This window comes from Calidithermus roseus, from assembly GCF_003574095.1.
In the GTDB taxonomy this organism is placed as follows: domain Bacteria; phylum Deinococcota; class Deinococci; order Deinococcales; family Thermaceae; genus Calidithermus; species Calidithermus roseus.
Genome location: NZ_QWLA01000037.1, coordinates 20,492 through 33,233 on the forward strand (window position 1 = coordinate 20,492; position 12,742 = coordinate 33,233).

A 12,742-nucleotide genomic window follows, 5' to 3' on the forward strand; every position below is an offset into this window, starting at 1 on the left:
TGAGGAGGTGACGCGTGAGAAGATGGTTTGCACTGCTCGTACTCATCCCCTTGCTCACGGCCTGCCCAAAGCAGGGGGCTAGCGAACTGCGGATTTACAACTGGTCGGACTACATGCCCGAAGACGTGATCAGGGACTTCGAGCAGCGCGAGAAGGTCAAGATCGTGCTCGACACCTACGACGACCCCGAGGCCATGATCTCCAAGCTCGAGGCCGGGGGCGACAGCGAGTACGACCTGATCATCGTCTCCGACTACCTCATCGGCCAGTTGGCCCGCAAGGGGACCATCCTCGAGCTCGACAAGTCCAAGATTCCCAACTTCGCCAACCTGGGCCCCGAGTTCGCCGACCCCGCCTATGACCCCCAGAGCAAGCACTCGGTGGTCTATCAGTGGGGCACCACCGGCCTAGCCTACCGCGAGGACCTGGTCAAGGGCCCGGTGGATAGCTGGGCGGTGCTGTTCGACCCGGCCAAAAGCGTAGGCCCTTTCCTGCTCCTCACTGAGATGCGCGAGCAGATGGGGGCCGCTCTGCGCTACCTGGGCGAGTCGGTCAACAGCACCGATCCGGCGGCGCTGGAAAAGGTCAAGAACCTGCTCATCGACGCCAAGCGGCGCAGCCGGGGCTTTGCCGGGGGCACCGACGCGGTGCAGCAGTTGCTCGGCGGCAACGCGGCGGTGGTGGTGGCCTACTCCGGTGACGCGTTCAGGGCCATGGAGGAGAACCCCAAAGTCAAGTACGTCATCCCCAAAGAAGGCGCCACCCGCTGGACGGATAGCCTGGCCATCCTCAGCAAAAGCCCGCGTGCCGAGCTGGCCTACAAATTCATCAACTACCTGCTCGAGCCCGAAGTGGCGGCCAAAGTCTCCAACGGCATCGGCTACGGCACCCCGGTGCCCGCCGCTATGCCCATGATCGAGGCCAAGGACGACCCGGTGATCTATCCCCCTGCCGAAGTCCAGGCCAAGCTCGAGTTCCTGGCCGACCTCGAGGAGGGGCTGAACGCCTTCAACGCGGTATGGGCTGAGGTAAAAGCCCGCTAAACACAAGATCCAGAAGGCTTGTGGATCGCAGTTCGTCTCCACTAGCCACGAGCCGTCTTTGGGTCTTCGGGCATCTTTGGGCTATCGACCATCGACGTATTTCGCACTTGGCATTCCCCATCACATCCATCCCATTTTCCTTGTTCCATACTGGGAACAAGATGAAACCGTTCCGCAATCTGCTCGCGGCGCTCACCTTGCTGGCGGGCGGCGCTCTGGCTCAGTCGGGCGCTGCGCTGTACCAGCAAAACTGCGCTTTCTGCCACGGGGAGAGGGGTCAGGGACGCCCCGGAGCCTTTCCTCCCTTGGTCGAGCACGCGCCCACGCTCGTACAGAGCAATGAGGGACGCACCTACATCGCTCAGCTCGTGCTCTACGGCATCCAAGGCGAGCTGGTGATCAAGGGGCAACGCTATAACGGGGTGATGGCCCCCTTCGGCCAGCTCAAGGACGAAGAACTCGCGGCCATACTCAACTACGTACTTACTGCCTGGGGCAACGACAAGCTGCTGCCGCAGGGCTTCCGGCCTTTCACCGCCGCCGATTTCGCTCCTTTGCGCACCGCCCGCCTGACTCCCGCCCAGGTCATGGCCCAGCGCATCCGCCTGGGGTTGCGCTAGAGCATTTCAGGTTTCATCGCCGCTACTTGACTACAATAAAGCCGAAGGGGGAATCACAATGCGCAAATACGCTCATCTCCTGGCCTGGCTCCTGCTCGTACCCGTAGCCTTCACCCAGTCGGCTCAGCAAGGTGCCACCATCTTCCAGCAATGCCAGGGCTGCCACCAGCCGGGGGGCACGGGCCTCCCCGGAGTGTTCCCCCCCCTGGCCGGACACGTCCCCGAAATCCTCGCCGCCAAGGGGGGCCGTGAATACATCATCAACGTGCTGCTCTACGGCCTCACCGGGCAGATCAGCGTCAAGGGCGGAAGCTACAACGGAGCCATGCCTGCTTTCGGCGCTCAGCTCAAGGACGACCAGATCGCCGCGGTACTCAACTACATCAGCACGAGCTGGGGCAACAAGAACCCCAAGGCCTTCACCGCTGCCGAGGTCAAGGCCCAACGGGCCAAGAAACTCACCTCGGCCCAGGTATACGAGCTGCGCAAGAAGCTTGGGTTGAAATAGCCTTCTTGCAGAACTCGCCGATGGCTCACGGCCAAAGTGCGCCAAACGCAACCGCGATCTTAACGCCAGCCTACCGCCCTAGCTCTGCTTCTGCTCGGGCTTGGCCTCACCCTCTTTGCCGTCCTCACTGAGGCCTTTGCGGAACTCCCTGGCCGATTGCCCCAGGCCACGGGCCAACTCAGGTAACTTGCGCGCTCCGAAGAGGAGCAGGATGATCAGCAGGATGATCAGAATCTCGGGCAAACCCAAGGGCATAGGAAACCTCCTTGGTCTCAAGTATAGCCCTCTAGGCTAAGAACAACTGAGAGGTGGGACGGGTGGGTCGCCTCGAGCCCGCTTGAGCTTTCAAAGGTCGCGGTAACGGTCACGGTGGACTAAGGCCGCAAGCCCCAAAGACACGTACACGAAGAGCAGGCTGGTCCCTCCCGCGGAAAACAGCGGCAAGGTCAGGCCGGTGACCGGGGCCATGCCGATGGTCACGCCGATGTTGACCATCACCTGAAAAGCAAGCATGGAGAGCACTCCCACGATGATCAGGCGGTCCTCGAGGCGGTTGCACTCCAGCGCCATCCGGGCCAGCCGGAAGAACAGCAGCCCATACAGCACCAGCAGCGAAACCGCCCCCACGAAGCCCCACTCCTCGCTCAGCACGGCGAAGATGAAGTCGTTTTGCTTCTCGGGGACGTAACCAAGCTGGCTCTGGGTGCCCTGGCCGTAGCCCTTGCCCATCAGTCCCCCCGAGCCAATGGCGATCATGGACTGGATCTGCTGGTAGCCTTTGCCTTGCGGGTCGCTCTCGGGGTTGAAGCCCACGATGATCCGCTGCTGCTGGTAGGGCTCGAGGTGGTTGAACGCAAAAGGAGCCGCGATGCCCACCAGCACCAGGCCCACCAGGAAGTGTCGCACGGGCATGCCCCACACCAACAGCAGGGCCACCACGATCACCGCCAGCACGGTAGTTCCCCCCAGGTCGGGCTCGATGAGCACCAGGCCCAGGACGGGTGCTGCGATCAGGAAGGGGGCGACGTAGCCAAAGATGCTGCCAGGCTCGCGGCGGCTGAGCCAGCGTGAGAGCACCAGGACTAAGGAGAGCTTGGCCAGCTCGCTGGGCTGGAAGTTGACCGGGCCCAGGTTCAGCCAGGCCTTGGCCCCGTTGACCTCCCGGCCCACCACCAGCACCGCCACCAGCAGCAGAAGGGATAGGCCATAAAGCAGCCATCCCCACGACTGCACCTGGCGGCGGCTGAGGAATTGCAAGGACACCGCCACCGCTACCGCCACCGCCGAGTACAGGAGTTGGTTGAAGAAGATAGCTGGACTGGGCGCTGCGCTGCGCAGGGTAATTAACCCCGCTAGGTGGATCAGGCCCACCACCATTACCAGGCTCCAGTCGTAGGCGAGGAGGGGAATGCGGGGCAAAACCATCGTTTTAAAGCCTAAGGCCTCGAGCCCATAGCCAAAAGCGTCAACTTACTTTTCGGGCTTCACCCCCTAGCGCAAGGGGATGTTGGCGATCATCACCACTTTTTCTCCGCGCTGCTCGAGCTCGACCTTGAGGGCTTCCTGCTCGGCGGGGAAGTAGCGCTTGAGCACGTCGAGCAGATCGTTCTTGAGGGCGTCCACCATGCCGGGAGCGAGCTGGGCGCGGTCGTAGGCCAGGGTGAGCTTGAGCCGCTCCTTGAGCACGTCCTTGCTCTTGTTGCGCTGCCAGAACCAGGCCATCAGCTACCCCCGAGCAGTTTGCGCAGAGCGCCCATGAAGCCGCTTTTCTCGCGCAGGTCGGGGAAGGGAACCTCCTCGCCCCGAATGCGCCGGGCCACGTCCATGAAGGCGCTGCCTGCAATGGAGCCGTTCTTAAGCACCAGCGGTTCCCCCTCGTTGCTCGAGATCAGCACCTTCTCGTCTTCAGGAACGATGCCGATGGGCTTGAGGCCCAAAATCTCCTGCACGTCCTCGACCGAGAGCATGTCGCCTCGCTCGACCATCTTGGGCCGCAGGCGGTTGATGACCAGGAAGTTCTCCCGCACCTCCCGCGCCTCGAGCATGCCGATGATGCGGTCGGCGTCGCGCACCGAGGACACCTCGGGGTTGACCACCACCAAAGCCCCCTCGGCGGGGGTCGCCGCGGTCTGGAAGCCCCGCTCGATGCCCGCCGGGGAGTCGATGAGCACGCGGTCGAAAGCGTCTTCCTCGATAAGCGCCCTGACCAGCAGACGGAATTTCTCGGAGTCGAGCGCTTCCTTGTCCCTAGTCTGGGAGGCCGGGAGCAGGAAGAGCCCCTCCAGCCGCTTGTCCTTGATGAGGGCCTGCGAGCGTTTGCAGCGCCCCTCGAGCACGTCGATGAGGTCGAAGACCACCCGGCCCTCCAGTCCCATCACCACGTCCAGATTGCGCAATCCCACATCCACATCAATAACGGCGACCCTCTCGCCCAGTTTGGCCAAGGCCGCCCCCACATTGGCCGTAGTGGTGGTCTTGCCCACCCCACCCTTGCCTGATGTCACCACAATGGCCCTAGCTTTCACATTGCCTCCTTGCGACAGTATATCGGTCAGGAAAGGGTCAAGTCTCGAGCATGAAGGCCCAAACTCCCGACCTCAGGACCGGGGGGAACCCACCGCCTCAGTCAGGTCGGCCAGGCGAGTGACCATGCGGTCGGCGGAGTGCGTGAGCATGAGGTTGCGGCGCATGTCGTATTCGGGGCCGGTGTAGAGGCGGGTGGCGCTCGAGCAGTACAGCACCACCTCGCGCCCCAGCGCCCGCAGGTAGCCCTGCAACCCAGCGCTCTCGGGGTTCATGTCGGGCCCGTCGCCAAAGGTGACCACCACCTCGCTGGTGAGGGCATTCCGGAAGTCCTGCTCGGCCCCCGCGCGCAGGCCCTCAGCGCTGTCGGCCTCGTAGCGCCGGGCGATCTCCACCCGCCAGCCCAGCGCCTCGAGTTCCCGCGCCGCCCCCTCGGCCAGAACCATCTGGTACTCGTACTCCCCGCCCCCGAACTCGAGGAAGACGTGACCGGGGCGCACTGGGGGGTCAGGGACTGCCCGCTGCCCAGGGTAATGCAGCACCAGCTCCCGCACCGCCTCTCTCACCCGCCGCTCGACACGCTCGAAGGCAGCCTCGATGAGCTCGCGGTAGGCCTGGGGATCGGGGTCGAGACCCGAGAAGGGGAAGTCGCCCTCGCACAGCACCTCGTCGGCCAGGAGCTCGAGCAGAGGCTGCAGGCGCTGGGGCTCGGCGATGCGGTCGTGCTTGTAGCGGAAGAAGTTGCTCAGCAGCACGACTACCGGCAGACCGATCCCAGCAGCGTAGCCCACTTCGAAGGAGATCCCCCCGTCGTACTGGGTGTGGTAGAGCGGGGCCAGCAGCGCGAAGGAGTTGCGCACGCGCTCGGTGTCGAGGCGGTAGATGGCCTGCGTGAGGCTCTCGCCGGGCCGAGGCACCACCACGCCGTTGGAGTCACGGTAGGGCAGGAAGGTGAGGGGGCCTTCGGGGGGCAGGCCCAGCGCCTCGAGCCCTTCCCGCAACCCCTGGAGGCAGGCGCGCTCGAGGCGCGAGCCGTAGTAGCGGCCAGTGTGCTCGAAGAGGAAGGTGGCGACATAGAGGGGGCCCTGGCCCCGCCGGAGGCGCTCGAGACGGGGGTCCACTAGTTCCTCACCGCCACGACGGCCCCCACCACCATCACCCCCAGCCCGACCATCTTGAGCAGGGAAACGGGGTTGGCGGCCTGGCCCAGCAGCCCCAGGTGCCCCACCACCGCCGCGGTGGCGATCTGGCTGGCGAGGATGAGGGTCATGGCGTTGGCGACGCCCAGGCGCTGGATGGAGAACACCGTGCCCAGCACCACCAGCATCCCGATCACCCCGCCGAGGTAGCTGTACCAGGGCAACCCTTGCTGCAGGCCGCGGTACAAGAGCAAAGCACAGGCCAGCAGGCCCAGCACCGCCCCCACCACCAAGCCCCCGCGCAGGGAGGGCTCGAGCGTCCACCCCAGGAAGCCGTTGCGCTGGATCAGCAACAGCCCCAGCACGGACACGGTCAGGCCGACTACGTGGACCACGGTGGAGAGGCCCCAGGTCCCGGCCTTGGGTTGCAGCAGGGCGTTGATGGGGCCCAGCAGGGCGATCATCAGGCCGGTGGTGACGGCCACCAGCAACGGCAGAAGGGGGATGCTTGGGCTCATAGGCTCCTCGAGATGGCTGTACATTTCAGCTTCGGATTATAGAACACCCTCAAACAAAGCCTGGTTCATGGCGCGGGACGGCAGGCTCCCAGCGGGAATTCGAAAAGTTAGGCCCTGGCTATGCCCTGGCCCTCCGGCGAGGCCCGGGCTGAGCTGTGCGCCACGTACCCGGGTGAATTCGCGCCGGCGTGCAGCAGCACACCGGGGAAGGGCTTTTGAACCGCGGGCGCGGGGTAGAATTCGGCCATGCACCCCAAGCGCGAACCCAAGCTCGGCTGGAGGGATATGCTGGCGATGGTCGCCATCCTCTACCAGCTCATCCTGCTGCCGGTAATGCTGGTGCTGGGCGGGGTGGGCCTGATCCTACTGCTGATCGACTTTCACCTGAGGTGAGCATGCAAACCCTTTCGCAAACCCTTTTCGAGTCCCTGCCCGAGGACCTGCGCGAGCGCCTGGGAAGGCCGGGACAGTACCCCTTCACCCGCGGCGTTTACCCCAAGATGTACACCGAGCGGCCCTGGACCATGCGGCAGTACGCAGGCTTCAGCAGCGCCGAAGAGTCCAATGCCCGCTACCGATATCTGCTCGAGCAGGGCCAGACCGGCCTGAGCGTGGCCTTCGACCTGCCCACCCAGCTCGCCCTCGACCCCGACCATCCCCTCAGCGTGGGCGAGGTGGGGCGGGTGGGGGTCTCCATCGCCTCCATCGAGGACATGAGGGTGCTCTTCGAGGGCATCCCGCTCGACCAGGTCACCACCTCCATGACCATCAACGCTCCCGCCGCCATGCTGCTGGCGCTGTACCTGCTGGTGGCCGAGGAGCAGGGCGTGAGCTGGGACAAGGTCGGCGGCACCGTGCAAAACGACATCCTCAAGGAGTACATCGCGCGGGGCACCTACATCTTCCCCCCTAACCCCTCCATGCGGCTCATCACCGACCTCTTCGCCTTCTGCGCCCAGCACGTGCCCAGGTGGAACACCATCTCCATCTCCGGCTACCACATCCGCGAAGCCGGAAGCACCGCCGCGCAGGAAATCGCCTTCACCCTGGCCAACGGCAAGGCGTACGTGAAGGCGGCGCTCGAGGCTGGCCTCAACATCGACGCCTTCGCTCCTCGTCTCTCCTTTTTCTTCGCCTCGCACAACGACATCCTCGAGGAAGCCGCCAAGTTCCGTGCGGCCCGGCGCATGTGGGCGAGGATCATGAAGGAGGAGTTCGGGGCCAAGGATCCCAAGAGCTGGATGCTGCGCTTCCACACCCAGACCGGAGGCTCCACCCTCACCGCGCAGGAGCCTCTGGTCAACGTGGTGCGCACCGCCTACCAGGCCCTCGCCGCCGTGCTGGGCGGCACCCAGAGCCTGCACACCAACGCCTACGATGAAGCGCTGGGCCTCCCCACCGAGAAAAGCGCCCTGCTGGCTCTGCGCACCCAGCAGGTGCTGGCCTACGAGTCGGGCGTGACCCGCGCCATCGACCCCCTGGGCGGCAGCTTCTACGTCGAGCACCTCACCGACGCGCTCGAGGCCGAAGCCCAGCGTCTCATCGCGCAGATCGACCAGCTCGGCGGCTCGGTGGCGGCGGTGGAGGCCGGGTTCTTCCAGCGCGAAATCGAGGAGTCGGCCTGGACCTTCCAGCGCGAGGTGGAGTCGGGCAAGCGGATCATCGTCTCGGTCAACAAGTTCAACCGCGCCGACTCCCCCCTCAACGAACCCACCCCCGTCCAGCGCATCGACGAATCCCTAGACCGCCGCCGCCAGGCCCAGATCAAAACCTTCCGCGAGCAGCGCGACGGCCAGGCCGCCGCCACCGCCCTCGAGGCCCTGCGCCGGGCTGCGGGCAGCTCCGAAAACCTCATGCCCTACATCCTCGAGGCCTTCCGCCGCCGCGCCACGCTGGGCGAGATCGGGAAGGTACTGCGGGAGGAGTGGGGGGAGTATCAGCCGAGTTATTAGCGGGGGAAAGCCGTCCGCCTTTGGCTGACGGCTTGTGGCTTGTGGTGAACCCCTCCGTCTTCCCTCCCCGCGCGCGGGGTAAGGGATATCCCCCTGCGCCCCTTGTTAAGGGGGGGTAAAGAAAAGGCGCTTTGCGTACGACGCAGGACGTACAACCTGCCCCAGCGTCCAGCCTTAACCAAACATTGAATCCCTCAGCCTCCCCTCAGAACTGGCACTACGCTAGATAAGATGGAAGGGCGCAAGCGTCTTAGGTTTTGGGGTTTGCTGGGGCTGTTGGTCCTGGCCGGGATCGGCGTGGCCGTGCGCTGGCTGCAACCCCCGGACATCGCCGCCGAAGCTAAAAGCACCTACCGCAACTACACTGCCACCGCACAGATCCAACAGATCAAGGGGATGGCCCAGGGCTGCGAGGTCACGGTGAAGTTCCACGAGTGGCACTCGCTCTCCCCCGGCTTCAAGCTCAACGAGATCCCCCAGAAGGGCCAGAACTACACGGTCTACGCCCAGCCCGAGCAGTGCGCGGCGCTCGAGGTCATCCAGGCCGAGAAGGGTAGCCGCCCCGAACTCACCGGACACATCGTGTACACGGCGGGAGAGAACCGCTCCGGGCGCTGGTACATGCTCTCACAGCCCAAGCCGCCGCTGGGGTGTGGGGTGGTGGGGCTCTAAAATTCCTTGGCTATCGACCATCGAGGGCTTCCACGAGAAGCCTGGCGTCACAGCTCGAGCGAGATCACCCGGTAAGGGGTGAAGTCGAGCCGGAGCGCTGTGCCCTCCAGCAGCAGCTCTTCCTGGGCCTCCTCCAGCAGGTTCACCCGTCGGGCGGCCCCTGTGGCGAGTTCGCTCTCGAGCACCGCCCGGCCCCGCCCACCGTGGGCTTCGTACAGTCGCAGCACGACGCCTTCTCCCTCCTCGCTCCTCTTCAAGGCGGAAAGGCGGAGCCCCGGCGCACTGATCCGGACCAATTGCCTCACGCTCGGCCAGTTCCCCCCTTCGGCAGGCAGGACTATGGCCCGTAGCGGGGCGTTGAGGTCGTGGGCCTCGAGGATGGTTCCGTTTCGCCAGTCGCCGCGATGGGGGTAGAGGGCATAGGTGAAACGGTGTTCCCCCTCGTCCGCCAGCGGATCGGGGTAGAGCGGCGAACGCAGCAGGGTGAGGCCCACAACGTTGCCTAAGGCGCTGTGCCCGTACTTGCCGTCGTTGAGCAGGCTCACCCCGTAGCCAGCCTCCGACAAGTCGGCCCAGCGGTGGCCGCTTACCTCGAAGCGGGCCGCGTCCCAACTGGTATTGCGGTGTGTGGGGCGGGCCACCGCACCATAGGCAGTCTCGAACCAGGCTTCGTGCTGGCGGACATTCAGCGGGAAGTAGGCCCTGAGCAACGTGCGCCGCCGTTCCCAGCGGATACGGGTTTCGATCTCGAGGCGCCGCGCCGATGCCCTGAGCCGGTAGAACTGCTCGATCAGGGCCCCCTCGAGCCGGCGCTCCACGCGGAGAGCGGCCTGAAACGGGCCCTCCTCCACGACCACAGGAGCAGCCGAGGCCAGCACCTCCACCCCGTCCTGGGCGTAGGCCGAGTCCACGTCCCAGGCTTCCCACTCGCGTGGGATGTCGGTGTAGGCCCAGATCTGGTTGCCCCGGCCCGCGAGCGCCTCGCGCCCGGCCTCCTTGTCGGAGACCGAGGTCAGGGTGCCGTCGGGGGCGACCCGGACGCGCAGATAGCGGTTCTCGAGCGTGCTCGCGCTGACCTCGAGCCCCCTCGAGGGCTCCTTCGGCGTCCCGGGCACTGCCGCCAGGGCCACATAGCCCAACCCCGGCACCGACAGCTGCTCCGTTTCCACCACGATACGCTCCCCCAGGTCCTGGTAGGGCACCTCGAGGTCCCCCGGCCCCGGCGCGACCAGCCGGAAAGGCCCCCGGAGAGGTTTCGGCAGGTCCAGCCTCAGGGGCCGCTCCTCCAGCGTCAGGTTCCAGACGACCACCTTGGCCAAAGCTTCTTTCCTACCGAGGCCCACCTGTTTGGAGAGCGACCCCAGGGCCGCCTCCCGCAGCCCCTCGGCCCGCTGCAAGGTAGCTCCCAAGTCGCGATGGGCGGCTTCGTACACGGCGTGCACACTCGAGCCCGGCAGCACGTCGTGGAAGTGGTGGCGCAGCAGGGTGGTCCAGGCAGTGTAGAGCTGGTCCTTGGGGTAGGCCTCGCCCAGGAGCCGCCAGGCCAGCGTGGCGGCGGCCTCGGCCTCGGGCAGGACGTGCTCCAGGCGGCGGTGGTACCACTTGACCCTGGACTGGGTGGTGTAGGTGCCGCGGTGGAGTTCGAGGTACTGCTCGCCCACCCAAACCGGCAATTCCTGGCCCCTGGCCTGGCGCTCCACGCGCCGGTAGAAAGCTTCAACCGTGCCCATCTCCAGCCTGGGCAGGCCGGGGAAATCCTTTAGGCGCTCGAAGCGCTCGAGCATCTCCGTGGTCGGCCCCCCGCCCCCGTCGCCCCAGCCGAAGGAGAAGAGCGACTCGTCGTGCAGGCGCTTGCCCTTGAAGTTCCGCCAAGTCTCGCCCAGGTCGTAGGCCTGGAGGTTGCCGTTGTAGCCCTGGTTGGGGTTGAGGAAGCTGTGGGCGATCACCCGGCTGCCGTCCAGCCCCTCCCAGTAGTAAAGGTCGTGGGGAAAGGCGTTGGTTTCGTTCCAGTTGAGCTTGGTGGTGAAGAAGTAAGGGATGCCGGCCTGCTGTAGCAGTTGGGGCAGGTTGGCGGTGTAACCGAAGGTATCGGGCAGCCAGCAGACCGCCGCCCGCTTGCCGAAACGGCTTTGGAAGTAGCGCTGCCCGTAGAGGAGTTGCCTGGCCCAGGACTCGCCTGAGAGCAGATTGCCATCGGGCTCGACCCACATCCCGCCCACCACGTCCCAGCGGCCCTCCCTGACCCTCTCCTGAATGCGCTCGAAGAGTTCGGGGTCGTCCTCCTCCACGAAGGCGTAGGCCTGGGCGCTCGACTGGTTGTAGTGGAAGTGGGGATAGCGCTCCATGAGCGTGAGCACGGTGCCGAAAGTGCGGCGAATCTTGCGCCTGGTCTCCTCGAAGGGCCACAGCCAGGCCAGGTCGATGTGGGCGTGTCCGCTGAGCCAGAGCCTGCCCTCCGCAGGGTAGCGGGCCTTGATGGCCTCGAGCGCCGCCCGCAGCACCTCGCGCCGGGTCAGCAGTTCGGGGCGCAGGCTTTCGGGGAGGGCCAGGGGCTCGGCCTCGAAACGCCACTCGTCCCACACTGAAGCCTGCACGCTCGCCGCCTCGGGGGCCTGGACCAGGCGGGCCAGATAGCCCTGGCTGGGGGTGCGGGGCAGTTGCAGGCCGCTCAGGCTCGCCTCGAGCGCGTCGGCGAGCAGCGCGGCCACCTCGAGCCGCCCACGCTTGAGCAGGTAACCGGCTGCTTCCAGCACCGCCGCTAAGTCCTCGAGGAAGGCGCGGACCTCGAGGTCGGGCACCAGCAGCCGGGCTTCCTCGAGCCGCGGCTCGAAGTTCGGCGTGCCGAAGAGCCCCTTGGGCACGGCCTCGAGCTCCAAAGCCAGCTCCTGCGCGCCCTGGGCCTTTTCCAGGAGCAGATATTCCTTGTGATAGGGGTTGAGCCCGCCCACGAGCCGCCCATTCACCATGAGCCGGGCCTCGCCGCCCACCGCCAAGCGCACCGAGACCGGGAGCCCAGCCCAGGCTTCGGGCAGGGTAGCCGTGAACTCCATCCGCACCGGGAACTCCCGCGAAGGCCAGGGATCGCCCTCGCGCACGCTCAGCCATTCCCCGGAACCGGCGGCCTGGAAGCGGCCAGACAGGGGGAACCACAGCCGGTCCCGCCAGGCTGAGAGTTCAACCAGGCGGTGCTTGAGCCACTGCACCGTTTGCTCGAGGCGCCTTTCCTCACCCATGCCAACCCCCTTGACTTCTTAGAGATTGTCTTAATATTCTCCCACACGATATAATTGGCCATACACATCAGAAAAAGCTGCTACCCTAGCGATTTATCGGACAAGGAGTGGGCGGTACTGGAACCCCTGGTGCCCAAACCCTCCCTGCTCCCCTATCGCCCCAGGGCAAATCCCTAGCGGGAGATCTTCAACGGCAACGGCATCTTCTACATCAACCGCGCAGGCTGCGCTTGACGAACGATACCCAGCAACCTTCCCCACTGAGTACCGGCATCGCCGCCAAACCAAGTACCCCACGGGAAGCTTCGCGTCTTGGACCAATCCTCCCGTCACCGCGCCCACGAACACTTCCCGTGGGGGCCCCAGATGAGGGAAAGTCAAGCGGAGGGCACTTAATGGAATCTGTTATACCAAACCTATGTAGATAATAATGCATGCCGAGCAAAGCCATACCCCTACACCCCCACCTGAGCCTGGAGGAACTCGAACAGCGCTACCGTAGCTGCAAGGATGCCAAGGAGAAGACCCGCTGGC

The 12,742-nt window shown here is 65.3% G+C and carries 13 protein-coding genes; 6 read left to right on the plus strand and 7 right to left on the minus strand.

The window, feature by feature from the left end; genetic code table 11:
* Positions 1 to 14: 14 nt before the first annotated feature.
* The 3 genes from Mrose_RS10290 to Mrose_RS10300 all read left to right on the plus strand — a co-directional run bounded on the left by Mrose_RS10290 (position 15) and on the right by Mrose_RS10300 (position 2,171).
* Positions 15 to 1,043 carry a polyamine ABC transporter substrate-binding protein gene (locus Mrose_RS10290; RefSeq protein WP_119277971.1) on the plus strand — a complete coding sequence of 343 codons (1,029 nt, stop codon included), beginning with the start codon at positions 15 to 17 and terminating at the stop codon, positions 1,041 to 1,043.
* Positions 1,044 to 1,204: 161 nt separating this feature from the next.
* The gene (locus Mrose_RS10295) at positions 1,205 to 1,663 is read left to right on the plus strand and encodes a c-type cytochrome (protein WP_119277973.1); all 459 of its coding nucleotides are present in this window, start codon (positions 1,205 to 1,207) and stop codon (positions 1,661 to 1,663) included.
* 58 nt (positions 1,664 to 1,721) lie between these two features.
* On the plus strand, positions 1,722 to 2,171 hold the full coding sequence (locus Mrose_RS10300) for a c-type cytochrome (RefSeq protein ID WP_119277975.1): 450 nt from the start codon (positions 1,722 to 1,724) through the stop codon (positions 2,169 to 2,171).
* A gap of 78 nt (positions 2,172 to 2,249) precedes the next feature.
* On the opposite strand, the gene Mrose_RS10305 is transcribed toward Mrose_RS10300, so the two are convergent.
* From Mrose_RS10305 to Mrose_RS10330, 6 genes are all read right to left on the minus strand, one after another.
* Entirely contained in the window at positions 2,250 to 2,426 is a 177-nt protein-coding gene (locus tag Mrose_RS10305; protein ID WP_119277977.1) for a Sec-independent protein translocase subunit TatA/TatB, read from the minus strand.
* Between the two features lie 90 nt (positions 2,427 to 2,516).
* Positions 2,517 to 3,596 carry a rod shape-determining protein RodA gene (gene rodA / locus Mrose_RS10310; RefSeq protein ID WP_119277979.1) on the minus strand — a complete coding sequence of 360 codons (1,080 nt, stop codon included), beginning with the start codon at positions 3,594 to 3,596 and terminating at the stop codon, positions 2,517 to 2,519.
* 66 nt (positions 3,597 to 3,662) lie between these two features.
* Positions 3,663 to 3,893: a cell division topological specificity factor MinE gene (minE, locus tag Mrose_RS10315; protein ID WP_119277981.1), complete on the minus strand. Its 231-nt coding sequence runs from the start codon at positions 3,891 to 3,893 to the stop codon at positions 3,663 to 3,665.
* Positions 3,893 to 4,696 carry a septum site-determining protein MinD gene (minD, locus tag Mrose_RS10320; RefSeq protein WP_119277983.1) on the minus strand — a complete coding sequence of 268 codons (804 nt, stop codon included), beginning with the start codon at positions 4,694 to 4,696 and terminating at the stop codon, positions 3,893 to 3,895. The genes minE and minD overlap by 1 nt, the downstream gene beginning before the upstream one ends.
* Before the next feature lie 72 nt (positions 4,697 to 4,768).
* The gene (locus Mrose_RS10325; RefSeq protein ID WP_119277985.1) at positions 4,769 to 5,815 is read right to left on the minus strand and encodes a nucleoside 2-deoxyribosyltransferase; all 1,047 of its coding nucleotides are present in this window, start codon (positions 5,813 to 5,815) and stop codon (positions 4,769 to 4,771) included.
* The gene (locus tag Mrose_RS10330) at positions 5,815 to 6,351 is read right to left on the minus strand and encodes a DMT family transporter (RefSeq protein WP_182482764.1); all 537 of its coding nucleotides are present in this window, start codon (positions 6,349 to 6,351) and stop codon (positions 5,815 to 5,817) included. The genes Mrose_RS10325 and Mrose_RS10330 overlap by 1 nt, the downstream gene beginning before the upstream one ends.
* Positions 6,352 to 6,597: 246 nt before the next feature.
* On the opposite strand from Mrose_RS10330, the gene Mrose_RS18870 reads away from it, so the two are divergent.
* The 3 genes from Mrose_RS18870 (at position 6,598) to Mrose_RS10340 (ending at position 8,975) form a co-directional block, all read left to right on the plus strand.
* A complete protein-coding gene (locus Mrose_RS18870; protein ID WP_182482765.1) occupies positions 6,598 to 6,744 on the plus strand; it encodes a hypothetical protein in 147 nt (48 codons plus the stop codon).
* A gap of 2 nt (positions 6,745 to 6,746) precedes the next feature.
* Positions 6,747 to 8,303 carry an acyl-CoA mutase large subunit family protein gene (locus Mrose_RS10335; protein WP_119277989.1) on the plus strand — a complete coding sequence of 519 codons (1,557 nt, stop codon included), beginning with the start codon at positions 6,747 to 6,749 and terminating at the stop codon, positions 8,301 to 8,303.
* A gap of 231 nt (positions 8,304 to 8,534) precedes the next feature.
* Positions 8,535 to 8,975: a hypothetical protein gene (locus Mrose_RS10340; RefSeq protein WP_147371615.1), complete on the plus strand. Its 441-nt coding sequence runs from the start codon at positions 8,535 to 8,537 to the stop codon at positions 8,973 to 8,975.
* A 47-nt stretch (positions 8,976 to 9,022) separates the two neighbouring features.
* Here the strand turns inward: Mrose_RS10340 and Mrose_RS10345 are convergent, their stop codons facing one another.
* The gene (locus tag Mrose_RS10345) at positions 9,023 to 12,208 is read right to left on the minus strand and encodes an alpha-mannosidase (protein WP_119277992.1); all 3,186 of its coding nucleotides are present in this window, start codon (positions 12,206 to 12,208) and stop codon (positions 9,023 to 9,025) included.
* Positions 12,209 to 12,742: the final 534 nt, after the last annotated feature.

What these genes read in the sequence shown, in the direction of transcription:
- Mrose_RS10295 (WP_119277973.1), top strand. Translation starts at nt 1,205, where the DNA reads ATGAAACCGTTCCGCAATCTGCTCGCGGCGCTCACCTTGCTGGCGGGC.
- Mrose_RS10300 (WP_119277975.1), top strand. Translation starts at nt 1,722, where the DNA reads ATGCGCAAATACGCTCATCTCCTGGCCTGGCTCCTGCTCGTACCCGTA.
- Mrose_RS10305 (WP_119277977.1), bottom strand. Translation starts at nt 2,426, where the DNA reads ATGCCCTTGGGTTTGCCCGAGATTCTGATCATCCTGCTGATCATCCTG.
- rodA (WP_119277979.1), bottom strand. Translation starts at nt 3,596, where the DNA reads ATGGTTTTGCCCCGCATTCCCCTCCTCGCCTACGACTGGAGCCTGGTA.
- minE (WP_119277981.1), bottom strand. Translation starts at nt 3,893, where the DNA reads ATGGCCTGGTTCTGGCAGCGCAACAAGAGCAAGGACGTGCTCAAGGAG.
- Mrose_RS10330 (WP_182482764.1), bottom strand. Translation starts at nt 6,351, where the DNA reads ATGAGCCCAAGCATCCCCCTTCTGCCGTTGCTGGTGGCCGTCACCACC.
- Mrose_RS18870 (WP_182482765.1), top strand. Translation starts at nt 6,598, where the DNA reads ATGCACCCCAAGCGCGAACCCAAGCTCGGCTGGAGGGATATGCTGGCG.
- Mrose_RS10335 (WP_119277989.1), top strand. Translation starts at nt 6,747, where the DNA reads ATGCAAACCCTTTCGCAAACCCTTTTCGAGTCCCTGCCCGAGGACCTG.
- Mrose_RS10340 (WP_147371615.1), top strand. Translation starts at nt 8,535, where the DNA reads ATGGAAGGGCGCAAGCGTCTTAGGTTTTGGGGTTTGCTGGGGCTGTTG.
- Mrose_RS10345 (WP_119277992.1), bottom strand. Translation starts at nt 12,208, where the DNA reads ATGGGTGAGGAAAGGCGCCTCGAGCAAACGGTGCAGTGGCTCAAGCAC.